This window comes from Nocardia sp. NPDC058658 (genome assembly GCF_042716665.1).
Taxonomy (GTDB): Bacteria; Actinomycetota; Actinomycetes; order Mycobacteriales; family Mycobacteriaceae; genus Nocardia.
On sequence record NZ_JBHXRR010000011.1, the window covers coordinates 12994 to 36728 of the forward strand.

Below are 23735 nucleotides of genomic sequence, written 5' to 3' on the forward strand. Positions count from 1 at the left end.
GCCGCGCCACCCTCGCTCACTTCCAGTAGGCCTGCGCCTTGATCGCGGTCTTGGGCAGGGTGTGCTGGGCCTTGAGGGTCTTCACGATCGAGCGAGTGGTGTGTCCGCAGCAGGCCACCCACGCGAAAGCGTCGGCCGGGCAGGTGATCTCCTGCGCGGCCTCGCGCAGCAGGCGACCGTCATCGACGCGCTGCAGCCAGGTGACCTGGTGGTGGGGCTTGTTGTTGACCGGGATGGTCTGGTCGGACGCGTGCTGCCATTCCAGCCACACGCGCGCGGGGGTGTCGCCGATGGCGTCGAGCAGCGAGTTGATGGCGGGCAGGGAGGCGGTGTCGCCGAAGATCACGTACTCGCTCGGCGTCTGCTCGGGGAGCTGGAAGTCCGAGCCGAGCACGGTGGCGTCCAGGAGGTCGCCCGGCTTCGCGGTGCGGGCCCAGTCGGCGGCGGGGCCGTCGTGCAGGGCGAAGTCGATGGCCACGGTGTCGGCGGCGGGGTTCTGATCGACCAGCGTGAAGCCGCGGTGGTGCAGCTTGTCGCTGTTCGCGTCGGGGATCCACAGCCGGACCCACTGTGTCGGATGCACCGGGTGGTCGGCGAGCAGGCCGCCCGCGGTGAAGCCGATGCGTACGAATTTGTCGGTGATCTGCTCGGAAGACGTGACCGTCAGCCGGTAGTCGGCACCACCCCACGCCTTGCAGATGAGTCCGTTGAATCCTTTGCCCATGGCGTTAGGTTAGCCTAACGCAACCCGCATGTCTGCAGCGGTGGCAAATTAAGGTAAGCCTGTGCAAATATAGCCTGTGCGTGGAAGAGCGGAGCAACAACCGGTGCAAACCCTCCTGGTAGTCGGGGCCGGGCCGAAAGCCCTTGCGGTAGCGGCTAAATCGCACGTTCTGCGTTCGCTCGGCCTGCCCGCGCCCCGCGTTGTCGTGGTCGAGGCGCACGCCGTCGGCGGAAACTGGCTGCCCACCGGCGGCTGGACCGACGGACAGCACCGCCTCGGCACCAGCCCCGAGAAGGACATCGGCTTCCCGTACCACTCCACCTGGGCGCGCGGACGCAACCGCGATATCGACCACGCGATGGCCGCCTTCAGCTGGACCACCTTCCTGATCGAACACGGCACCTACGCCGAGTGGATCGACCGCGGCAGGCCCAGCCCGCAGCACCACGTGTGGGCCAAGTACCTGCAGTGGGTGGCGAAGTCCATCGACCTCGAGTTGGTCCTCGGTCGCGTGGAGCGCATCAGTCACAGCGACCAGTGGCAGGTCGAGGTGGCCGACGCCGACGGCGCCCGCACCGAACTCACCGCCGACGGCCTGATGATCACCGGCCCCGGCCGCAGCAGCCGCGCCCTCGCCGACCATCCGCGCGTGCTCAGCATCGCCGACTTCTGGGACCTGGCAGGCAAGCGCGCCCTGCCCGCCGCCTCACGCGCCGCGGTGATCGGCGGCGGCGAGACCGGCGGTTCGGCGCTCGACGAACTGGTCCGCCACGAAATGCTCACCATCTCGGTGATCTCCCCCCTGGCCACCCTCTACACCCGTGGCGAAAGCTACTTCGAGAACTCGCTGTTCAGCGATCCGGTGAAGTGGGCGGCGCTGAGCGTGCAGGAACGTCGCGACGTGATCCGCCGCACCGACCGCGGGGTGTTCTCGGTGCGCGTGCAGGAAAGTCTGTTGGGCGACAACCGCGTTCACCATCTGCAGGGCCGGGTCACCAAGATCGTCCCGCAGGGCGAATCGCTGGCGCTGACCTTGAGCAACGAGCTGCGCGCCGACCAGGTGCACAACTTCGACCTGGTGGTCGACGCGACCGGCGGCCAGCCGCTGTGGTTCCTCGACCTGTTCGACCAGCGGACCGCCGACCAGCTCGAACTCGCCGTCGGCGGAGCACTCACCCAGCCGCGGATCGAATCGTCGATCGGCTACGACCTGGCCGTCGCCGGGCTCGCGGGCAAGCTCTACCTGCCCAATATGGCCGCGATGGCGCAGGGGCCGGGGTTCCCGAATCTCAGCTGCCTGGGCGAACTCTCGGATCGGGTGTTGCAGACGGTGCCCGCCAGGGCGCGGGCCGCCGCACTCGCCCGCTGAGTCCGGCGTAATCGTACAAAACGCGCCGAAATAATCAGAAAACTGATTCTGTGAAGGCGAATTGGGCGATTACGCCAGTCGGTCAGACGACCGGGAGGTCGGCGGGAGTGCGGGGGAACGCGTGCAGCGCGATCCGGCGGTCGGGGCGAACATCGATCTCGGCGAGCCGATGGAACCCGATCTTGGCCAGGCTGCGCTCGATCGCCTTGTTGCGGTAGTCCGGGTCACCCATCACGCGACGGCAGCTGGGGTCGGCGGCGAAGACGGCGGCGTTGAGCGTCGACATCCAGGCGGTGATGATGCCCTTGCCGATCACCGCGGTCTCGGCGGTGGCGATGTGGTAGCCGATGTCGCCGGGGTCGCTGTCGTAGAAGGCGCCGATCTCGTCCTTGGCGGCACGGTAGAACTCGAGGTAGGCGATATCGCGCACACCCAGTTCGGGCTGGCCGAGGACGGCGAAGTCCATGCTGAGAAAGCAAGGGCGTGAATAGTTTCCGGCCAGCTGGGCGCGGAAGTTCTCACGCCGGCGTTCGGCGTCCCAGTCCTGCTCCCAGGCCTCGAGCAGGTGCGGGCGGGCCATCCATTCGGCCATGAGTTCGGGGTCGGTGCTGTCGGGGTCGGCTACGCGTAGCGAGAAAGGTGCCGCGAAAACTGGCAGTATGGGTGCAGGGGCGGCGGCCACCTCGGCGGGCAGATCGGTCCGCTCGCGGGGCAGTGCGGTGGGGTTCCCGGCGGGATTCATCTGCTGGGGGCTCCGTTCAATCGTAACCTTGGTCACCTCGACTGGTAAGGCTAGCCTATACTAATGGGTTGGTGTTACTGTTGCCCGACCGATCGCCCGGTAATAGCCGGGCTACCCAAAAGACCGGGTCGGATTCGGATGCAACAGGATTCGCCCAGGTCCCGGCCGTTTGTGCCGGGCGGGCCCGCGCGTGAGCGCGGTGTTGGACAAGTGCGAAACGGTAGCGCAGCTGTGTGCGGCCGGTGAGGGAGAGCGTCATGGCAAGAGAACTCGGCTGGATCAGGCAATTCCAAGCTCCCAGAACCGATTCCCTACCGCCCCTGATCGTCTTCCCGCACGCGGGCGCGGGCGCGTCGGCCTACCGGGTGTTCGCCAAGCGGATGGCCGCCGATTTCGACACCACCATCGTGCAGTACCCCGGTCGGCAGGACCGCGCGCGCGAAGCCGCCGCCGAAACGCTGCCCGAGCTGGCCGCGGGCGCTTTCGAAGCCTTCCGCGCCTCCGCGCACCACACTGGCGCCCCGCTGACCGTCTTCGGTCACAGCATGGGCTCCATCGTCGCGTTCGAATTCGCCCGGCTGGCCGAAGCTGCGGGGTTGCCGGTGCGTTTGCTGGTGGTATCGGCGGCGGCGGCACCGCACCGGATCGCCGAGCTTCCCGGTCATCCCACCGAGGACGACGAATTGCTCGACCACATGGCCACTCTCAACGGCACCGGCACCGATGTGCTGGCCAGCCGTGAGGTGATGCGGATGGCTCTGCCTGTACTCAAGGCCGACTACCGTGCCTTCGACGCGTACTCGTGCGGCGCCGAGGTGCGGATCGCCGCGCCCGTGCTGGTGCTCGGCGGCGACGACGACCCGTTCGTCGGCCCGCGTGAGCTGCACAGCTGGGAGCAGAGCACCACCGCCGGGATCGAGGTCAACCTGTTCGACGGCGGCCACTTCTACCTCGACGAGAACATCGACGGCATCGCCGAGGCGCTCGTGGGCCAGGCGCTCGCTCGATGAGCGTTGATCCCATTGTGATCGTCGGGATGGGTATCGAGGCCCCCGGCGGTGTCGAGAATCTGCCCGGCTTCTGGTCGGCGCTGGTAGCCGGGCGCGAGCTGATCGGGCCGTTCCCGCGCGACCGTGACTGGCCGCTCGACGAGTTGTTCGCCCTCGGCAGGCTCGACGGCTGGGCGCCGGTCCGCGACCGAGGTGGCTTCCTCGACGGCGCCACCGAGTTCGACGCGCAGTTCTTCGGCATCACCCCGCGTGAAGCCGTGGCGATGGATCCGCAGCAGCGGGTCGCCATGCGGGTGGCCTGGCGGGCGCTCGAGCATGCCGGTCTGAATCCTGGTGCGCTGGGCGGTGATTCGGCCGGTGTCTGGATGGGCGTCTCGATGATCGAGTACGGGCCGCGAGCCGGTTCGGTGCACGAGCACAGCGGTTATCGCGCCACCGGCACCGCGCTCGGTGCGGTGGCGGGCCGGATCTCGCACGGGCTCGGCCTGACCGGGCCGTCGATCAGCGTGGATACCGCGTGCGCGTCGTCGTTGACCGCAGTCCATCAGGCCGCCTCGGCGATCCGCGCGGGGGAGTGCGACTGGGCGTTGGCCGGTGGCGTGTGCGTGATGGGTTCGCCGGGCGCGTTCTACGAGTTCTCCAAGAACAACGCCCTCGCCACCGACGGCCACTGCCGTTCCTACGCCGCCGACCCGACCGGCACCCTCTGGGGTGAAGGTGCGGGAGTCATTGTGCTGGAACGTGAATCGCGTGCGAAGGCGCTCGGCCACCGGATCTACGGTCAGCTGCTCGGATCGCGGGTCAACCACAACGGTGCGGGTGCGCCGCTGGCGGTGCCCAGTTCGGCAGCCCAGCAGCGGCTGATCGAGTCCACCGTCGCGGCCGCGGGGATCAGTGCCGACGACATCGGCCTGATCGAAGGGCACGGCACCGGCACCGCTGTCGGCGACCCGCTCGAATTGACCGCCCTGGCAGCGACTTACGGCAACCCGGACCGTGTCGACGGCGCGCTGCTCGGTTCGGTGAAGTCCAATACCGGCCACGCCCAGGCGGCCTCGGGGATGCTCGGGCTGATCAAGGTGCTGCTGTGCGGCGCGAACGGAGTGATCCCACCGAGCCTGTGGGCCGATCAGCCGACCACCGAGATCGACTGGGACGCAACCAGTCTGCGGCTCGCCGCCGAACTGACCGACTGGGCACCGCGCGCGGACGGCCTGCGCTACGCCGCGGTCTCGTCGTTCGGTGTCGCGGGAACCAACGCGCACGCCATCGTCGGCCTGCCGGTGCTGGAGGAAACCGATCATGGCTGAGTACCGCTTACCGGACGGCAGTGTTCCTGTCCTGCTGTCCTCCGACAGCGTCGACGGTCTGCGCGCCGAGGCGGCCGCGCTGCGCGATTACGTCACCGCGCACCCCACGGTGACGCCGGAACGCTTGGCGGACATGCTGTTCCGCACCCGCATGCCCCGCCGTCGCCGCGCGCTGATCCTGGCACCGCCGACGGCCGGTGTGGCCGCGACCGGGCATCCGCAGTTGTTGTCCGCTCTCGACGCCGTCGCGACCGGCGCTGACCACGACCTCGTCGTGCACGGTGACGTCGCGGCGAGCGCGCGCCGCATCGGCTTCGTTTTCCCCGGTCAGGGCAGTCAGCGTCCCGGGATGGGTGCGCTGTTCTACGCGCAGTCGCAGGACTACCGCGAGGTCGTCGACGAATGCACGGCCCTGCACCTCGAGCGTTTCGGCCACTCCCAGCCGTTGCACTATCTGCTCGGCAACGAAGGCCAGTTCGAGGACACGGTGTGGGAAGTGCAGCCCGCGTTGATGTTCCACATGACCGGACTGGCTGCGCTGTGGCGTGCCGCCGGTGTCGACCCGCACGCGACGATCGGCCACAGCCAGGGCGAACTCGCCGCCAGTGTGGTGGCGGGCGTCATGACGCTGCGCGATGCGATGCTCGCGGTGACCCACCGTGCCCGCATGGTCGAGCGCATTTCCCCCCGCGGTTACTCGATGGCCGTGCTCGGCATGGACCGCGACAGTGTCGAGGCGCTGCTGGCCCGCCATTCCGGGTGGGCCGAGCTGTCGGTGATCAACTCCCCGCACATCCTGGCCATTTCCGGCGACCGCGAGACCATCGTCGACCTGGTCGACACCGCCACCGCCCGCGGCCAGTTCGCACGCGAGATCCGGGTCGCCTACCCGGCGCACACCTCGATCGTGGCCGAACTGCGCTCCGATTTCATCGAGATGCTCGGTGACGAGATGAGCCGAACGCACTTCGTCGAATCCGAGATCACCTGCTATGGAGCGACTCTCGGCGTCCCGATCACCCCTGACCTCACCCACCGGGACTACTGGTACCTGAACCTGCGCAACCGCGTGCGCTTCGACCGCGCGGTCGTCGGCGCGGGCACCGACGGCGTAGACCTGCTGATCGAGATCGCCGAACACCCAGTGCTGCAACTGGCCCTCCAGGAAAACCTCGGCCTTGTCCCGAACCGTCCAGGCATGCCCGCCCGCGACTTCCGCGTCCTCGGCACCTCGCTGCGCACCGCGAACGACCTGTCCGAGTTCACCCGCAACCTCGCCCAGGTCGCCGTCCTCGACATCGACTACCGCTGGGACGCACTGCGAGTCGACGACACCGTCGTCCTCCCGCTGCGCGATTTCCCCCACACGATCACCAAACCCAAGCGCCTGTGGGCTCCGATGGGCGCCAACGAAACTCCCGCAGAGCTCGCCGTCGCCACCCCGAAACCCCAACGGCTGGTGGAACAGTGGACCCCGCTACAGCGACGCTCCCTGACCGCGCCGCGCAGCCTGCTCATCGTCGACCACACCGGCGAATGCGCCGATCTCGCCGCCGCTCTTGTCACCGCAGCCGACCGGCACGGCGCCGAAGCACGGGTCGTCGGTCCGCTCGGGGACGGTGACGGCCGATCGGCCGACGCGCACGATCCCACTGCCGAAAACGGCCGGATACAGGATTCCGGCGTGTTCGACCTCGGTGCGCAAGGCGCCGACGTGGCGCGCTCGGCGCCGCGTTTGCGGATCGTCGGCGAGCATCCGACTACGCCGGTATTGGCACCTGATTCTCTTGGTGCTGAACAAGTTTCGGCGCCCAGTGCCGTCGAAGCCGGCGGTGATCGTGGTTTCGGCGGGCTCGGGGACGAACCCGCCGCTGACGCGGTGATCATCCTGCTTCCCTCGAGCTCTGATGACGAGAGCGACGCGGCGATCGCGGCCCTCGCCTCGTTCTATGCCGAACGTGCCTGGGCCCCTGCGCTATCCGCGTTGCGTCCCGGTGGCGAGTGCTGGCTGCTGACCACCGGCGGCGAGGTCGTGCGCGACAGCGATCCGACCCCCGGGCTGTTCCAGGCGGGTGTCGCCGCCGGATTCCGCAGTGTCGGTATCGAACACCCCGGCATCCTGTTCCGGCACCTCGACCTCGCCGCGAGCGAATCCGCTCCCGCGCAGGCCGCGAAGATCGTCGGCGCGGTGCATTCCAGCGGTGAGGCCGAGCTCGCGCTGCGGGCGGGCAAGCTGTTCGTCAAGCGCCTGGTTGTCGATGCGACCAGCGAAACCGGCTCGCTCGGAACGGATCTCGATCATGTGGTGATCGTGGGCGGCACCGGTCAGCTGGGTCTGCGGTTCGCCGATCACCTGGCGCGCACGGGCGTGGGACGGGTCACGCTGCTGAGCCGCAGTGGTGAGACCGAGGCGCTGGCACCGGAACTGGCGCGGCTGCGTGGCCTCGGTGCGACCGAGATCGTGGCGCGGTCCTGCGATGTGAGCGAGATCGAGGGCGCGAAGGCCTTCGGTGTCGAGATCGCCGATCGACCGGTTGATCTGGTGATTCACGCGGCGGTCAACTACGTCGATGCCGAACTCGACCAGATCACCGCCGATGCTGTGAACACCGCCGCTGCCGCGAAACTGCGCGGCCTCGACAACATCATCGACACGGTCCCGCTGTCCGTCGACTGCCGGGTCCTGCTGTGCTCCTCGATCGCGGCGACGCTCGGCGGACGCGGACAGATCCTGTACGCGGTGACCAACCGCATGCTCGACGTGGCAGCCCGCAGGCTGCGCGCCCGTGGCATCACCGCCGCGAGCCTGCAGTGGGGGCTGTGGAGTGTGGCCGGTCCACTCGACGACGCCGGGTTCGCCCGGGTCGAAGAGGCAGGCGTGTTCCCGATGGTGCCCGCCGACGCGATCGAGGCCGGGCTCGCCGCGCCGGTGCGCGACGGCATGATCGTCGCCGCCGACTGGGATTTCCTGCGCGAGGTGCTCGGGGCGTTCGGCCAGGCCGGTGTGCTCACCGGCCTCGAATCCACCGCTCCGCGAAACCCCAGCGGTTCCGGAGTGCGCTCGGGACCAGGCGCCTCCGGTCCAGGATCGGGCGCCGATGCGCCGGGGTCGGACGGGGCGAACCCAGACGCGAACCGCACGCGATCGGGCGTCGGCGTGTCGGCGTCGGACGGGGCGAATCCTGGCGCGAGCGGCACGCGATCGGGCGCCGATGGGTCGGCGTCGGGCGGCGCGAACTCAGGAACGGGTGGTTCGCGATCGAACCCAGCGGGGGGCGCGCTCCAAGACCACGGTGAGGACAGCATCTCGCTCGACTTGCGCGTGCGTACCGAACTGCTCAAAGTGATCGGCGGCGACAGCGCCGAATCCATCGACGCCACTATGCCTTTGGTCGCACTCGGCCTGGATTCCTTGCAGGCCTTGGACTTCCGTAAGCGCGTGAAGGCCGAACTGGATCGCGATCTCCCGGTCGCGGCGATTCTCGGCGGCGCATCGCTCGACGATGTCGTGCTGCTCATGGCACGCAACACCAACCAGGGCTGAGGGGCCGAAGAACATGTCTGACACCGAACCCACCCTGTCCGTCGCGGAACGCCGCAAACTGCTGCTGCAGCAGAAGCTGCGCGAACGCGGCATGGCCGTCGCGACCGCCGAACCCGTTGCGGTGCCGCGGATTCCGGCGGGGGAGCGCCGTCCGCTGACCCCCGGCCAGCTGCGCATGTGGTTCCTGCAGACCCGCGACACCGAGGACACGGCCCTCAACATCTGCGTCGCCTACCGCCTCACCGGCTCCCTCGACTCCGGCCGCCTGCACGCCGCGTTCGACACGGTGGTGGCCCGCCACGACATCCTGCGCACCACCTACGGCGCGGACGCCGAAGGCACCCCGTTCCAGGTGTTCACCGCCGATGCCCGCGCCGACTGGTCGACCCACGACCTCACCGACCTCCCGGAATCCGGCCGCGACCTGCGCGTCGAGGTACTGGCCCAGCGCGATTTCGCCCGCCCCTTCGCCCTCGCCACCGAACTCCCGCTGCGCGCCACCCTGATCCGCACCGGCCCCGACGAGCACGTCGTGCTCTTCACCATCCACCACATCTGCTGGGACGACGACTCCTGGGCGGTGTTCTTCACCGAACTCAACGCCGCCTACCGCGCGGGAGTGCCTGCTGCCGAGCAGAGCGGGGCCGAGGAGGCCGACCGTGCGCGCGGCACGGCTTCGACGAACGCCGAGCGCTCCTCGGGCGAGGTTGACGATGCCGCATCGACGAACACCATGCCTTCCCCTGACGAGGTGAACGCCGCCGGGCGCGCAGCAGATGCCGCCGGCGAAACCGTCCAATTCGCCGCGCTCGCCCCCATCGCCGAGCCCGCCGAGCCCGACGTCGCGTATTGGCGTGATGCCCTACGCCCGCTGCCCGAACCCCTCGAACTCCCCGGCTCCGCCTCAGCGAACCCGGGCAGGAACGCCAAGCGCCGCGCCCATCACCTGCCCGCCGACCTCGTCACCCGCACCGAGCAGTTCGCGCGCGAGCACTCCGCGACCCCGTTCATGGTGCTGCTGGCCGGTTTCGACGCCCTCATCCACCGCTACACCGCCGCCGCTGACTTCCTCGTCTCCATCCCGGTGACCGACCGCCCCGCAGGCACCGAACAGCTCATCGGCTACTTCGGCAACACCCTGCTGCTGCGCGCCGGCATCGGCGGCCGCGACGACTTCGCCACCCTGGTCGCCGGCGTGCGCGACACCTGCGCCGGTGCGTTCGCCCGCCGCGGTGTCGGCATCGATCGTGTTGTCCGCGAAGCGAACCCGGGCCGTGTCGCCGGTCGCGACGGCCTGGATCAGCTGGTCCGCCTCGGCTTCAGCGTGCGCAAGAGCGCCGACGGTTTCGCCATCGACGGCGTCACCTCCACCCAGCTCGAACTGGGTGCGGCCAGCGCGCAGGTGCCCTTGGCCTTCGCGGTGGTTCTGGACGCCGACGGCACCGCGGTGGTCGAAGCCGAATACCAGACCGACGTGCTCGCCGACGCCCTCATCGACCAGTTGCTCGCCCACTTCGGCTGCCTCCTCGACAGCGCCCTGCGTGCCCCGAACCGCAGGCTCGCCGATCTCGACATGCTCGGCGCCGCCGACCGTGCCGCGCTGCTGGACCGTTCGCACGGTGTGCTCGTCGACCAGCCCGCGACAACCCTTGTCGCCCTGCTGGAATCTGCCGCCGACACCACTCCCGACGCGCTCGCCCTCGTCTCCGACGACATCGAGCTCACCTACGCCGCGCTGCACGCCCGCGCGAATCGGTTGGCGCACTGGCTGATCGAGCAGGGCATCGGCACCGAGGACATCGTCGGCCTTCGCCTCGGCACCTCGGTCGAGTTCATCGTCGCCGTGCTCGCGGTGCTCAAGGCCGGTGGTGCGTACCTGCCCATCGATCCCTCCTACCCGGACGATCGCATCGAGTACCTGATCGAGGACGCGAAGCCCCGATTACTGCTCGGCGCAGTCGAATTGGCCGCCGCCGAAGAGATCGCGGCCGACCTGTCCGCCACCGCGCCCACCGACGCAGACCGTCTGCGCCCGCTGCGTCCGTCGAACCTCGCCTACGTCATCTACACCTCGGGCTCCACCGGCAAGCCGAAGGGTGTTCCGGTGCCGCACAACGCGATCGCCGAACACATCGTCTGCTTCGTCGCCGACTGGGACATGGTCCCCGCTGATCGCCTGATGCAGTCCGCGTCGGTGAGCTTCGACGCCTCGCTCGGTGACATCGCGATCACGCTCACCGTCGGCGCGCAGCTGATCGTGCCGAAGCCGCAGGCGTTCCGCGACATTCGCTATGTCGCCGACCTCATCACCCGGCGCGAGGTGACGGTGCTGCAGATGGTGCCCTCGATGCTCAGCACCTTCCTGCTGCTGCCCGAGATCAGTGAATGGCAGTCGCTGCGCCAGATCCCCGTCGGCGGCGAGGCACTGCCCGGCGAGGTCGCCGACCGCCTCGCCAACACCCTCGACGCCGAACTGCGTAACCACTACGGCCCGACCGAAGCCGTGGTCTGCTCGACCTACATGCCGGTCGAGGGTCCGCAGGGCACCGGCATCGTGCCGATCGGCATCCCCAACCGCAACGTCTACACCTACGTCCTGGACGAAGCGCTGCAACTGGTGCCCGACGGCGTGATCGGCGAGCTCTACCTTGGCGGCGACCAACTGGCCCGCGGCTACCTGGAGCGCGCCGGGCTCAGCGCCGAGCGCTTCGTCGCGGATCCGTACGCGGCCACGGCGAGCGCGGTGCTCGGGTCCGCCGACTCGACTCTCGAACAGACGGCGGTTGCAGCCAATACCGCTGCTACAGGATCTAACGACGCTATAGCTAGCGCCGCTTGTGGATCTAGCGTCGATGCGAACGCTTCTGTCACCGTCGGAGCCGCAGCTGGCGCACGCATGTACCGCTCCGGCGATCTGGTGCGCCGCAACAGTTTCGGCGAGCTCGAGTTCATCGGCCGCGCCGACGAGCAGGTCAAGGTGCGTGGTTTCCGCATCGAACTCGGCGAAGTCGAAGCCGCGATCGCCGCGCATCCCGCCGTCGCCGCCTGCGTCGTCGTGGTGACCGAGGACCCTGCCCTCGGCGCGATGCTGGCCGCCTACGTGGTGCCCGCCGAGGTGACCATCGACCTCGAACAGATCCAGGCTTTCGCCTCGTCCGGCCTGCCGGAATTCATGGTGCCCAGCGCTTTCGCGGTGATCCCGGAAATCCCGCTCACCGTCAACGGCAAGCTCGACAAGCGCGCCCTGCCCACCGCGACCCCCGCCGTCGCGCGCACCCACCGCGCCCCGGCCACCGCCACCGAACGCAAGGTCTGCGCCCTGTTCGGCGCCCTGTTCGACCAAGACGAGGTGAGCGCCGAGGACTCCTTCTTCGAACTCGGCGGACACTCGCTGCTGGCCGCCCGCCTGGTAGCCCAGATCCGCGCGGAATTCGGTATCGAACTCGACGTCCGCGTCGTCTTCGACAGTCCGACCCCCGCCGCCCTGGCCGCGAACCTCGTCGCCCGATTCCTCGCTGAATTCGATATCGACCTCGACGCGGTCGACAACGACTTCGACGAAGCGCCCGCCACAGATGACAGCGCGGCATCGGTCGCGTCTGCCACAGGCGATTCGGCTGCGGGCTCGGCCGGCTCCGCCGTTGGCGCGGCTGATCGGGGCGTCACGGCCACCGTTCCCACCGGATCAGGTGCAGCCGGAACGGCAGACGTCCCCGAATCGAGCGGTGCGGACACCGATTCCGGCCTGCCCGGCGCCCCCGAATCGAGCGGCGCCGACACCGATTCCGGCCGGCCCGGCGTCCCCGATCGGATCTCCGCCGTGGGATCGGTGCGGTCCAACCGCCCCGAGATCGCCGCTCGCCCGCGCCCGGAGCGCATCCCGCTGTCGTACTCCCAGCTGGCGATGTGGTTCCAGTACCGGATGGAGGGCGCCGGTTCGGTCGGCAACCTGCCGCTGGCCGTGCGTTTCGACGGCCCGCTCGACATCGCGGCGCTGCGTGCGGCGCTGGACGACGTCGTGGCCCGCCACGAGTCTTTGCGCAGCACCTTCCCCGAGCACGCGGGCTCGCCCTATCAGGTCGTCCACCCCGCCGCGCCGGTCCCGCTGCCGATCCGCGAGGTCGCCGCCGATCAGCTCTCCACCGTGCTGGCCGAGATCGCCGACTACCACTTCACCCTCGACGGCGAGCCGCTGATCCGGGCCGAACTGCTGGTCCTCGACGCGAACACCCACGTGCTCTCGCTGCTCGTGCACCACATCGTCGCCGATCACGCCTCCTTCGGCGTGCTGCTCGACGACCTCACCACCGCCTACCGCGCCCGCAGCGAAGCCGGCCAGGCACCGGGGTGGGCGCCGCTGCCCATCCAGTTCGCCGATTACGCCCTGTGGCAGGAGGAACTGTTCGACCGTTCCGCGCCGAGCGAGTTCGCGAAGACCCAGATCGACTACTGGCGTACCACTCTCGCCGGTGTGCCCGACGAGATCTCCGTCGCCCACGATCGCGCCCGTCCGCGCGAACTCGGCAAACGCGGTGAAGTGGTCACCTTCACCCTGCCCGCGTCGGTTCGCTCCGGTCTCGAGCAACTGGCGATGCGCAGTGGCGCAACAGAATTCATGGTCTGCGAAGCCGCCGTCGCGACGCTACTGCACACCCTCGGTGGTGGCGACGACATCACCCTCGGCACCCCGGTGGCCGCCCGCACCGACCAGGCCACCACGAACCTGATCGGCCTGTTCGCCAATATGGTGGTGCTGCGCAACGACCTGTCGAACGCACCGACCCTGCGCGACACCGTGATTCGCGCACGCAACGTCGTGCTCGACGCCAACGCCCATCAGGACCTGCCGATCGAGCGCCTGGTCGAAACCCTCAATCCGCACCGCTCGCGCTCACGGAACCCCTTGTTCCAGAGCATGATCCACTTCCGCGGCGCCGACTGGGCGCCTACCACCCTGCCCTTCTCGACCTCGGGGGAGAGCACTGTCACGGTGTTGCCCGCCGACTTCGACGTCTCGTTCCTCGACCTGAACCTGAGCCTGAACGTGACCGCCGACGGTGCCATGGACGTGCGCGTAGTCGTCAACGCCGACCTCTACGAACCTGCCACCGCCGCCCTGATCGCCGACGCGCTCGCCGCCACGCTGCGCGCCTTCGCCGAAACGCCCGACCTGCCCGTCGCCGACCTGCGTGTGCTGCCTGTCGCCGACCTGGAACGACTGCTGTCCGTACCGGCCCCGGCCGCCGCCAACGTCGTCGCCTCGGGCCCGGCCGACTCCGATACCGAGCGCACCCTCATCACGCTGATCGAGGAACTCCTCGACACAGAGGATGTCACCGGCGAGGACAACTTCTTCGCCATCGGCGGCGACAGCGTCATCTCCATCCAGTGGTCGGCCCGCGCCGCCGAACTCGGCCTGGCGTTGACCCCGCAGCTGGTCTTCGAGTGCGCCACCATCACCGAACTCGCGGCCGCCGTCGATGCGGCCGCGCCGGAAACCGAAGAGCCCGAACAGGTGTCGCACGCGCCGATGAGTGCCTCCGGCCTGGAGGCCGATGCGTTGTCGGCGCTGACCGCGGCTTGGTCAGCCCAGGGATGAGTGTGCGGCCAGCGCATGCCACACCCCACCATCGCAACACCGAGCAGCTAGGAGAGGACGCAGCATGAGTGCGCCGAAGATCGAAGACGTACTCGCGCTGAGCCCGCTGCAGGAGGGCCTTTTCTCCCTGTCGCGGCTGACCGGCACCGAGATCGACCTCTACACGATGCAATTCGTGGTCGACATCGACGGCCCGCTCGACACCGACCTGCTGCACCGCAGCGCCCAGGCCATGATGGATCGTCACCCGAACCTGCGTGCCGCCTTCTGGGACACCGACGTGCCCAAGCCGGTGCAGATCATTCCGTCGCACGCCGAACTGCCGTGGACCGAACGAGACGCGCGGTCAACGGAATTCGACTCGATCGCCGAATCCGAACGGCGCGTGCCGTTCGTGCTGAGCCGTGGTCCCGCGCTGCGCGTGCTGCTGCTCAACGTCACCGACGCGCCAGAGCCGCGCAGGCGGATGATCCTCACCGCGCACCACATCCTGATGGACGGCTGGGCGGTCGCGGTCTTCTTCACCGAACTGCTCGCCGTGTATCAGGCCGGCGGCACCCTCGACGGCCTGCCCGCCCCGCGCCCCTACCGCGACTACATCGGCTGGCTCGGCGTCCAGGACCACGACGCCGCCGCCCGCCGCTGGGCCGAGTACCTGCGGCAGGTCAGCGCCCCGCTGGTACTGGCCGACGGCACCGGTGGCGCGGGTGTTCCGCAGACAACGCGACTTCGGCTGTCCACCAACGAGACCGAGCAGTTGCAACAGTGGGCGCGCGCCAACGGCATGACGCTCAACACCGCCGTGCAATTCGCGTGGACGCTGCTGCTCGCCCGCATCACCGACCGCCGCGACGTCGTCTACGGCACCACCATCTCCGGTCGCCCGGAAAAGCTGGCCGGCGTCGAAGGCATGGTCGGCCTGTTCATCAACACGGTCCCGGTCGTGCACCGCCTCGATCCCGCCGAGCCGGTCGTCGCGCAATGCGCACGCCTGCAACGTGATTCGTCCACCATGCGCGATATCGGCTACCTCAGCCTGTCGACCCTGCAGCGCGCGGCCGGCCACGGCGCCCTGTTCGACACCCTGTTCGTGTTCGAGAACGCCCCTATCGACGACGCCGTCAAGACTGTCACCGCCCCCGACGGCGCCCAGTTCCGTCCCATCGAGATGGAAAGCCTCGCCCACTACCCGCTCACGGTCGTCTCCCACCTGAGCGAAGGCGAACTCCTCGTCCTGGTCGAAGCGATCCCGGCTCTGCTCGGCCACCTCGACCCCGCCGACCTCGGCGCCCGCATGATCACCATCTTGCGTACCCTGCCGACCCTCGACACCTCCGCGACCCCCGAGGCGATCGACCTGCTCACGCCCGCCGAGCACGTCGAACTCCGCAGCGCCGCAACGGATGTCACCCCGGCGCCGACGGCTACTCCCTGGGAGCTGGTCGAGCAGCAGACCGCAGCCACCCCTGACGCTGTCGCGCTCACCACTACCGCCGGTGAGGTTTTCACCTACCGCGCGCTGCACGACGAGGCCTGCCGAATGGCAGCCGAGTTCGTCACCCACGGAGTCGGACCGGAAACCGTTGTCGCTCTGATGCTCCCGCGCAGCCCACGCTCGATCATCGCCATCCTGGCGACCTTCGCCGCAGGTGCCGCCTATGTTCCGGTGGACATCTCACTTCCCGCCAGCCGCATCGAATCAATTCTGCGCCAGTCGAACCCGACGCTCGCGGTGCTGCTCGGTTCGGACCGTGCCCTGCTGGACGAAGCCACGGTGTCTGTCGACGGCGGTCCCAGCGATGCTCGTGTCGGCATGACTGATCGACAGCCGATCCAGGTGCTGGCGCTCGACGAGCCCGCCGTCGTGGATCGGATCGCGGCCCGCCCCGCACACGCCCCCATATTGCATCGCGAACTCGACCACGCCGCCTACATCATCTTCACCTCGGGTTCCACCGGCGAACCCAAGGGCGTCGTCGGCACCAATGCCGCCCTGAGCGGCTATTTCGCCGATCACCTCGAGCGCTTCTACCGCCCCGCCATGGCGAAACTCGGACGCCCCCTGCGCATCGCCCACGCCTGGTCGCTCGGTTTCGACGCCTCATGGCAGCCCATGGTCGGCTTCTTCGCCGGACAGGCCCTGCACCTGTTCGACGCCGACGAGATGCGCGACGCGCACCGAATCGTCTCGGGGATGGCCGAATTCGACATCGACATGATCGACACCACCCCCTCGATGCTCGCCCAACTGGCGGCAGCGGGCCTGCTCGATCGTGAACTGTCGGTCCTCGCGCTCGGCGGCGAGGCCATCGACACCGCCCTGTGGGCGCGACTGCGCGCCCTGCCCGACACGGCTGTGTACAACTGCTACGGCCCCACCGAGACCACCGTCGAAGCCGTGGTCGCCCCCGTCGACACCTCGGAAATCCCCACGATCGGCACCGCCAACGGCGGCATGGTCGGCTACGTCCTCGACTCCCGGCTGCGCCCGGTCCCGCAGGGCATCGTCGGCGAGCTCTACCTTTCCGGTGTGCAGTTGGCCCGCGGCTACCTCGGCAAACCCGCCATCACCGCGGACCGTTTCGTCGCCGACCCCACCCGCCCCGGCCAACGCATGTACCGCACCGGCGACCTCGTGCGCCGACTCCCCGGCGGCCGCTTCGGCTACCTCGGCCGTGCCGACGCCCAGGTCAAGGTGCGTGGCTATCGCATCGAGGTCGGCGAGATCGAGACCGCGCTGCGCCGCTCCGCCGACATCGACACCGCCGCGGTCACGGTGGTGCGTCGCGCCGGTGGTGCGTCGCTGGTCGGCTTCGTCGTCGGCAAGGCTGGACGCGCGGTGATCGTGAGCCGGGTCCGCGCCGATCTCGCACAACGCTTGCCCGCGTACATGATTCCCGCGCGCATCATCGTCATGGATCAGCTGCCCGTGAACGTCAACGGCAAGCTCGATGCTCATGCGTTGAACGAGCTTGCCGAACAGTCACTTTCGGCCACCGACAGCAACGCCGCAGCCGAGACCCCCACCGAGATCGCGCTGAGTGAACTCTTCGCCGAACTCTTCGACGGCCGCGCCCCCGGCATCGACGCCGACTTCTACGAACTGGGCGTCGACAGCATCGTCGCGATCTCCCTCGTCAACAAGGGCCGCCGCCGCGGCCTGGCCCTCAATCCGCGAATGGTGCTGGCCTGCCCCACCGTTCGCGAACTGGCCGCTGCCGTCGACGACGCCCCGGCCGCCGCCGCACATTCCGGAGAAGATGCCTACGGCGTGGTCCCGCCACTGCCGGTCGTCTCCTGGATGTACGAATACGGCAACTACCGCCGCTTCACCCAGAGCGCGCTCCTGCGCCTGCCCGCCGGAATCGACCGCGCGGCAATCGAAGCCACGCTCCAATCACTGCTCGACGCGCACGACACCCTGCGCGCGGTCCTCACCGACACCACCGACGGTCCGCGTATGGTCACCCGGGCACCCGGCGTGGTGAACGCCGCCGACGTGGTGATCGAGGCACCCCGTGGACTCACCGGCACCGAACTCGATACTGCCATCACCGAATTCGCGCGAATCGCCAACGACGCGATCGATCCGCGTGCAGGCGACATGGTGCGCGCGGTGTGGTTCCCGGCCACCGAGTCCGGCGACATCCTGCTGCTCGCCGTGCACCACCTCGCCGTCGATGTCGTCTCCTGGCACATCATGCTCGACGCCCTCGCCGCCGCCTGGCAGCAGATCCAGTCCGGCGTGACCCCGAAGATGTTGCCCGAGTTCACTTCCTACCGTCAGTGGTCCGAAGCCATGTGGCAGCGCGTCTCCGAACCGGAAGTCCTCGCCCAGCGCGACTACTGGGCCGCCCAGGTCCGCGAACCCGACGCCGCCCTCGGTACCCGCCACCCCGCCCCGGCCACCGACACCTGGTCCAGCCTGCGCGTCAGCACAGTTGCCACTCCGGTAGCCGTCACCGACCGCCTGCTCAACCGCATCGGCAAGGACGAGGGCGTCCGCGAATTCCTCCTCTCGGCTTTGGCCATGACCATGGCCTCGCTGCACGCCGACAACGGAAACGACCCCGCCGCAGGCGCATTGATCGCCATGGAAGGCCACGGCCGCGCCGACACCACCCTCGGCACCGACACCGCCAACACCCTCGGCTGGTTCACCAGCGTCTTCCCCGTCCGCCTCGGCGTGGGCGACAACGCCGTGGACATCACCCGCGCACAAGCGAACCCGACCGCCGCCCGCACCCTGCTCGACTCGGTCTCGACCCACCTACGCGAAATCCCCAACCAGGGCCTCGACTACGGCCTCCTCCGCTACATCACCCGCGCAGCGGAACTCCGCACCGCCGCCGAACCCCAGGTCGAATTCAACTACCTCGGCCGAATCGACCTGAGCGGCAACGAATCCGACTCATGGTCCCTCCTCATAGGCGAACACGACCACGCCCTCCCACTCGACCCAGAACCCGACCTCCCCCTGCGCTACGCGATCGACGTCATCGCAGGCATCGGCACCACCCCCGAAGGCCCAGCCCTCACCACCAACTTCCGCTGGAGCACAGCCCTTTTCACCGAATCCCAGGCAACCCGCGTCGCCGAACTCTGGGAACAAGCGATCACCACCCTCGCCGACGCGTTGGCCGACTGACACCGAGCACCCACACCTGGTCGGCTATCGAGGTTTCCACGCCGCGATCAGGTCGGCGGGCGTGAAGAAGGCGGCAAGATGGTCGGTGGAGACACCTGAGCGGCTGACGGCGATCAAAGGGATGTGGGCGTCGGTCAACCGGAAGCGGTGATTCTGTAGCTCGGTGAGGTCATGGATGTCGAAGGGTGAGTTCTCGAGCCACTTGATAGAACCGAGAAAGGTCAGTTCCTTCGCGACGGGTTCCCGGTCGGCGCCAACGATGTCGATCTCTACGTCGTTGGTGCGAGTCCAGTACCCGCCGATGGCGGGAACAGCGGGGATACCTTCGGCCGGGAGCAGCCGGGCAAGCGAGTCGCGGATCAGGGGTTCCACGGCACGCCCACGCCAACTTGTCCAACCGCGGCGGATCCGATCCACCGTCAGGTCGCTGCGGAGGCGATCCAGTTCAGGGAGGTAGGGGCCGAGAAAGGTGAGCCAAAACCTCAGGTAGGAGTCAGTGATCCGGTAGCGGCGTTCCTTCGACGGGGTGAGGCCGATCGGCAGTTCCCCAGCCACGATTCCCTTGTCCACCAACAGGTTCAGGGCACGCGTGAGGCTCGTACTTGCTAGCCCGCCGGCAGCACGGGCGATATTGGTGAATGTTCGTTCGCCGCTGCCGATCGCGGAGAGGACTTGTCGCGCCAGGGTTTGATCGGGGAACTCGGCGGCCAGGGACAGCTGCGCGGAGACGATCAGCGGACTGACCGGGTCGGCCAGTTCTCGCTTCAGGAACGCCCACACGTCCTCGCCCGCGCGCCATCGCGCGCAGATGATCGGCAATCCGCCGGTGATGAGGGTGGCATCGAATGCCTCCGCGGCATCGGAACCGGTCATGGCCGCGACATCGGCCGGGTTGAGTGGTCCCAAGCGCATTTCGGTACCACGCTGATGAAACGGGCGCCCATACGACGTGAGCGCTGCCATCATGGCGAGATCGGAACCGATCAGGATCAACAGCACCGGTTTACGGCACAGTTCGCGATCCCACGCGCGCTGCAAGACACTCTCGAACGCCCCGGACTCGTCCATCAGATACGGCAACTCGTCGAGAACGACGATGCTCGGCTCATCGTCGGACAGAATGCCTGCGAGCTGACGCAGGGCAGCGGTCCAGTTGGCGGGAAGTGCCTCGTCGAAGACTTCGGCATCGGGCAGCGAGGAATGCGCGACCGTGTCGGAGAACGCTGACAGCGGGTCGGCTCCGAGCCCGATCTCGCTGGTGTAGAAGACATTTGGAACACCGCTGCGCTGGGTGAACTCCTCGACCAGCGCAGACTTTCCGATGCGCCGACGGCCGCGAAGGATCAGGCAACGTCCCGGCTTCGCGGTCCCGATCGCGGAGCGGACGCCGGACAAAGCGACGTCCAGGGTGTGCAGCTCGTTCCATCGCCCGACGAAGTCCATCACACCTCTTAGTATCATTGATGATAGTAACTTAGATGATACTCCCAAACTTGGGCGTTACATTGAGCCTGGCGAACCCTGTTCCCTACCCGGCTGAGCTGGCATGATGGAGAAGTTAGACGAGACGAGCTCATCCAGTTCCTTCCCGCGATTACCCAGCTCTGTGCCGAATACGGCGTCACGGAGCTGGCGCTGTTCGGTTCTGTCGCTCGCGGCGACGACCGTCAGGACAGCGACGTCGATCTCCTGTACGTGCGCGGACCGCATGCAGTGCGCGGCTTGGCCTTCTTTGGACTGGAAGAGGAGCTGGAGAAGCTGTTGGGCATTCACGTCGACCTAGTCCCCAAGAGTGGTCTTAATCGGCTGATCCGTGACGAAGTCCTCGCCGACGCCGAGGTCCTGTATGCCGCGTGAGTAACGCGCCAACTCGCTCTACCTAACAGAGATCGTCATCGCGGCCCGCACCGTAATTCGGTAGCTCGACCAGCGCGGTGACAGCTGGAGCGCCGATGAAATTCTGCAGAACGCGGTGCTTCGCCAACTGCTGGTCATCGGCGAAGCCGCATCGCGTCTTACCGACGAGACGCGGGACAAGCTTCCGAACCTGCCTTGGCAGCAAATGCGGGGCTTTCGCAACCACGCGGTTCATGCCTACTTCAGCCTCGACTGGGAGATCGTGCGCGAGGTAGCCCTGAGGATTGATGGCGGCAAGACACGCACAGGCCATGCGGCGAAACACGCACAGCCGTAGCGGCGAAACACGTACGTGAATGGCCTACCGACGTTCGGTGAACATCGCGATGTGCCTGGACAGGCGGTGTTGGAGTTCGGCGGGTGGGCCGGGGATGACGGTGAAGGTGTCGGCGTCGTGGTGCTGGATCAGGTAGCGGCCGTCGTTCGAATAGTCCAGCCAGAGAAAGGCTTTGCCGTCGGAGGTGGGGCGCGAATCTACCTCGTAGCCGGGGTAGACGGTGATCTCGCCGGTGCTGGTTCGGGGGCGGCGGAAGAAGCGTTGTGTCTGTTCGATGGGGGACAGGCGGGTGGGGTGTCGGGCGTAGGTGGCGGCGTCGAGATCGCTGCGGCGGCCTTCGAATCGAGAGGTCGAACCACCTTGTGCACGAGGAAGTTTCGCGACGATGGCGGCGGCCAACTCTGCCAGCGGAACAATGCTCAGTGCGATGTCGCCACCCAGTTCGCGGGTGGGGCCGGATGCCTGGACGGCCAGAGCAGCATGGTCCTCGATGATTCCGGCGAACACGCGGACCGCCTCGGACTGGCCGGGACCGTGCAATCCCTCGATCTCCACGCGAACCTCGGGTTCGAGCAGTGCGCGGAATACCTTGTGCAGACCGTCGTCATAAACCTGCTGGAGCCTGGCGAAGGCAGCCCGGCGCCGCTCTTCGTGGATCTCGTAGGTTTCGGCGAACTCCGGCTGGAAGGTGAGCGGGTAGGGGAGGCGGTCGCGGCCGTGGGCTTCGAGTCCGATCGCGAACGCGTGCGGGTCGAGTTCCCAGCGGCCAGTGACGCGCTGTTCGGTCGCGGTGGTCCAGCTCACGCGCCGATCACCCCGCCCGGCGGAAGGGTCGGCGGGAGCAGGCCGATGAGTTCGTCTTCCCGGTCCTGGATGAGGTAGTCGGGAATGGCGTGTTCGCTGTCATCGTCGCCCTTACCGCCGCCACGGCCGCCGCCGCCCATCATGCCGGGCATGCCACTCATGCCCCTGCCGCCTGCGCCGCTGGCAGCTCCCGCGCGATTGCCTGACCCGGCGCCCGCACCCGCACCGCCGGGAGTGCCCGGCACGGCGGCACCTGGTGCGCCTGCGCTCGGGACTCCGGATCCGGGTGTACCCGAACCCGGCGAGCCCGAACCCGGTGAACCGGAACCGGGCGATCCGCCGCCCGGTGTGATCGGCGTGCCGGTTCCGGCCGGAGTGGTTCCGGCTGGCGCGGTCGCGGACGGGTCTGTAGAGCTGGGGGCGGTGTCGTCGCTGCCGGTGTCGTCGTCGTTCTGATTGTCGCCGGGGTCGGTCGACTGCGGCTCGGTCGCCACCGGAGTCTCTGGTGTGCCAGCGGGATTCGTCGATGGTGTGCCGCCGTTATTGCCGCCGGAGTTGCCGTTGGCACCCCCATTGTTGCCGTTGTCTCCGCCATCAGGGACGCTGCCCGGATCGCCGATATTGTTGTGGGGGAGGGGTAAGACCGGAGTTTGTTTGTCGACGGTGATCGAACCGGGCTGATAGGTGCCGATCATGAACAGCCGGGCGTCTTCCTCGGCTTCGCTGGCACGATGCTTCGCCGCTTTGACCACGCCGTTGCCTGGTATGTGGCTGATGAACTCGTCGAAGGAGGACACTTCCTCCGGCTTCGGGATGGCGATCTTCGCCTGTCCGAGAACGCCTTCCATGTAATCGATGCCGTTGGCGACCATCTGGAACGTGGCGGGCAGCTTCGCGGCTTCGGCCGTGTAGTTCTTCACCCCGTCGATCGCCGCGTTTCCTGACGCGCCCGACCACTTCTCGGACAGCACTCGCTCGAAACTCGTTCGGTAGTTGTTGACCGCGGTCTCGGTTCCCGTGGTCAACCGCCGCCAACCATCGGCGCTGGCATTGATCTGCCCCGCATCGACTCCCGGCTGACCGTTCTCCGGGTTCAACGCGTCCCAGATCTGCTTGTGTGTCCAGGCGCTGAACGGCTCCGGGACGACCTTCGTGCCCTCCATCGTCACGTTCGTGCCTGCGAGCAACCGCGACCATTCGTCACCGATGATGCTGCGGTCGCCCTCCCACTTCTGCTTGCCTTGGTTGTCGAGATCGCGGCGGTTGGTGTCGGCATCGTCGGACCGGTTGTGGTTATCCCAGACCTTGAAACCGCCCAACGTGCCCACGCTGACGAAGAATTCGCCGACGGCCTCACCCGCGTCACCTACACCGCTCCAGAAGCCCATCAGATGCTCGCCCCCGTCGCGCCGAGGGCGCCCGCGGTCTGCTGGTCGACGGCTTGCAGTTTGCCGATGGCGGCGAGGAAGGTGTCGCGCTGGTCGCGGGCGATGGCGATGTGCTGGTCCAGGCGTTTCACCGCGGAGTCGTTGGCATCGCCGCCGCCTCCTGCCACTGCCTTGGCTTCGTATTTGGCACGGATTTTCTCGGCGGACGGGAGGCTACCCCAGCCAGTCAGTCGGTCGAGACGCAACGCGTAGCCCCTCTGCCGCTCGAGATCTGTGATGTATTGGCTCACGACAGCTGCAAGAGACTGCCCGAGGTCTTCCTCGATCTTGAACTCGCCATTGATGGCCTGTGTCTTCATATTTCGCCAGTAGGTGGCGTGGTCCTGTGTCATCTCGATTCCTC

At 67.9% G+C, this 23735-nt stretch carries 13 protein-coding genes and 1 pseudogene; 8 read left to right on the top strand and 6 right to left on the bottom strand.

Annotated features, from left to right (window positions below):
- Positions 1-16 precede the first annotated feature (16 nt).
- Positions 17-724, bottom strand: a complete 708-nt coding sequence (locus ACFWUP_RS17605) for a siderophore-interacting protein (protein WP_379235455.1) — start codon at positions 722-724, stop codon at positions 17-19.
- 103 nt (positions 725-827) lie between these two features.
- On the opposite strand from ACFWUP_RS17605, the gene ACFWUP_RS17610 reads away from it, so the two are divergent.
- On the top strand, positions 828-2093 hold the full coding sequence (locus tag ACFWUP_RS17610) for a SidA/IucD/PvdA family monooxygenase (RefSeq protein WP_379235457.1): 1266 nt from the start codon (positions 828-830) through the stop codon (positions 2091-2093).
- Between the two features lie 82 nt (positions 2094-2175).
- Here ACFWUP_RS17610 and ACFWUP_RS17615 read toward each other — a convergent pair whose 3' ends face one another.
- Positions 2176-2835 (bottom strand): GNAT family N-acetyltransferase, encoded by a 660-nt coding sequence (locus ACFWUP_RS17615; RefSeq protein WP_379235459.1) that lies wholly within the window; start codon positions 2833-2835, stop codon positions 2176-2178.
- 257 nt (positions 2836-3092) lie between these two features.
- Here ACFWUP_RS17615 and ACFWUP_RS17620 point away from each other — a divergent pair, with 257 nt between their 5' ends.
- The 5 genes from ACFWUP_RS17620 to ACFWUP_RS17640 all read left to right on the top strand — a co-directional run bounded on the left by ACFWUP_RS17620 (position 3093) and on the right by ACFWUP_RS17640 (position 18946).
- Complete coding sequence (locus tag ACFWUP_RS17620; RefSeq protein ID WP_379235461.1) at positions 3093-3845, top strand: thioesterase II family protein; 753 nt, start codon at positions 3093-3095, stop codon at positions 3843-3845.
- Positions 3842-5155, top strand: a complete 1314-nt coding sequence (locus tag ACFWUP_RS17625) for a polyketide synthase (protein WP_379235463.1) — start codon at positions 3842-3844, stop codon at positions 5153-5155. Before ACFWUP_RS17620 ends, ACFWUP_RS17625 begins: the two co-directional genes overlap by 4 nt.
- Complete coding sequence (locus tag ACFWUP_RS17630; RefSeq protein WP_379235465.1) at positions 5148-8699, top strand: acyltransferase domain-containing protein; 3552 nt, start codon at positions 5148-5150, stop codon at positions 8697-8699. The genes ACFWUP_RS17625 and ACFWUP_RS17630 overlap by 8 nt, the downstream gene beginning before the upstream one ends.
- Before the next feature lie 13 nt (positions 8700-8712).
- Entirely contained in the window at positions 8713-14298 is a 5586-nt protein-coding gene (locus ACFWUP_RS17635; RefSeq protein WP_379235467.1) for an amino acid adenylation domain-containing protein, read from the top strand.
- Positions 14299-14362: 64 nt separating this feature from the next.
- Positions 14363-18946 (top strand): amino acid adenylation domain-containing protein, encoded by a 4584-nt coding sequence (locus ACFWUP_RS17640; protein WP_379235468.1) that lies wholly within the window; start codon positions 14363-14365, stop codon positions 18944-18946.
- 24 nt (positions 18947-18970) lie between these two features.
- Here the strand turns inward: ACFWUP_RS17640 and ACFWUP_RS17645 are convergent, their stop codons facing one another.
- Entirely contained in the window at positions 18971-20389 is a 1419-nt protein-coding gene (locus tag ACFWUP_RS17645; RefSeq protein WP_379235713.1) for an ATP-binding protein, read from the bottom strand.
- A gap of 150 nt (positions 20390-20539) precedes the next feature.
- Here ACFWUP_RS17645 and ACFWUP_RS17650 point away from each other — a divergent pair, with 150 nt between their 5' ends.
- Both ACFWUP_RS17650 and ACFWUP_RS17655 read left to right on the top strand, forming a co-directional pair.
- Positions 20540-20803 carry a nucleotidyltransferase family protein gene (locus tag ACFWUP_RS17650; protein WP_379235715.1) on the top strand — a complete coding sequence of 88 codons (264 nt, stop codon included), beginning with the start codon at positions 20540-20542 and terminating at the stop codon, positions 20801-20803.
- A 91-nt stretch (positions 20804-20894) separates the two neighbouring features.
- Positions 20895-21140, top strand: a pseudogene (locus ACFWUP_RS17655) (DUF86 domain-containing protein); the annotation flags it as partial.
- Positions 21141-21164: 24 nt separating this feature from the next.
- Here ACFWUP_RS17655 and ACFWUP_RS17660 read toward each other — a convergent pair.
- From ACFWUP_RS17660 to ACFWUP_RS17670, 3 genes are read right to left on the bottom strand one after another with little or no spacing between them, the layout of a single operon-like run.
- Positions 21165-21944, bottom strand: coding sequence for an ESX secretion-associated protein EspG (locus ACFWUP_RS17660; RefSeq protein ID WP_379235470.1), 780 nt, complete (start codon positions 21942-21944; stop codon positions 21165-21167).
- Entirely contained in the window at positions 21941-23332 is a 1392-nt protein-coding gene (locus ACFWUP_RS17665; RefSeq protein ID WP_379235472.1) for a hypothetical protein, read from the bottom strand. Before ACFWUP_RS17665 ends, ACFWUP_RS17660 begins: the two co-directional genes overlap by 4 nt.
- Positions 23332-23724 carry a hypothetical protein gene (locus tag ACFWUP_RS17670; RefSeq protein ID WP_379235474.1) on the bottom strand — a complete coding sequence of 131 codons (393 nt, stop codon included), beginning with the start codon at positions 23722-23724 and terminating at the stop codon, positions 23332-23334. The genes ACFWUP_RS17665 and ACFWUP_RS17670 overlap by 1 nt, the downstream gene beginning before the upstream one ends.
- Between the last annotated feature and the right edge of the window lie 11 nt (positions 23725-23735).

Excerpts from the sequence above, each read along its gene's own strand:
- ACFWUP_RS17645 (WP_379235713.1), bottom strand. The coding sequence starts at position 20,389 with ATGGACTTCGTCGGGCGATGGAACGAGCTGCACACCCTGGACGTCGCT.
- ACFWUP_RS17640 (WP_379235468.1), top strand. The coding sequence starts at position 14,363 with ATGAGTGCGCCGAAGATCGAAGACGTACTCGCGCTGAGCCCGCTGCAG.
- ACFWUP_RS17635 (WP_379235467.1), top strand. The coding sequence starts at position 8,713 with ATGTCTGACACCGAACCCACCCTGTCCGTCGCGGAACGCCGCAAACTG.
- ACFWUP_RS17670 (WP_379235474.1), bottom strand. The coding sequence starts at position 23,724 with ATGACACAGGACCACGCCACCTACTGGCGAAATATGAAGACACAGGCC.
- ACFWUP_RS17625 (WP_379235463.1), top strand. The coding sequence starts at position 3,842 with ATGAGCGTTGATCCCATTGTGATCGTCGGGATGGGTATCGAGGCCCCC.
- ACFWUP_RS17620 (WP_379235461.1), top strand. The coding sequence starts at position 3,093 with ATGGCAAGAGAACTCGGCTGGATCAGGCAATTCCAAGCTCCCAGAACC.
- ACFWUP_RS17665 (WP_379235472.1), bottom strand. The coding sequence starts at position 23,332 with ATGGGCTTCTGGAGCGGTGTAGGTGACGCGGGTGAGGCCGTCGGCGAA.
- ACFWUP_RS17605 (WP_379235455.1), bottom strand. The coding sequence starts at position 724 with ATGGGCAAAGGATTCAACGGACTCATCTGCAAGGCGTGGGGTGGTGCC.
- ACFWUP_RS17615 (WP_379235459.1), bottom strand. The coding sequence starts at position 2,835 with ATGAATCCCGCCGGGAACCCCACCGCACTGCCCCGCGAGCGGACCGAT.
- ACFWUP_RS17630 (WP_379235465.1), top strand. The coding sequence starts at position 5,148 with ATGGCTGAGTACCGCTTACCGGACGGCAGTGTTCCTGTCCTGCTGTCC.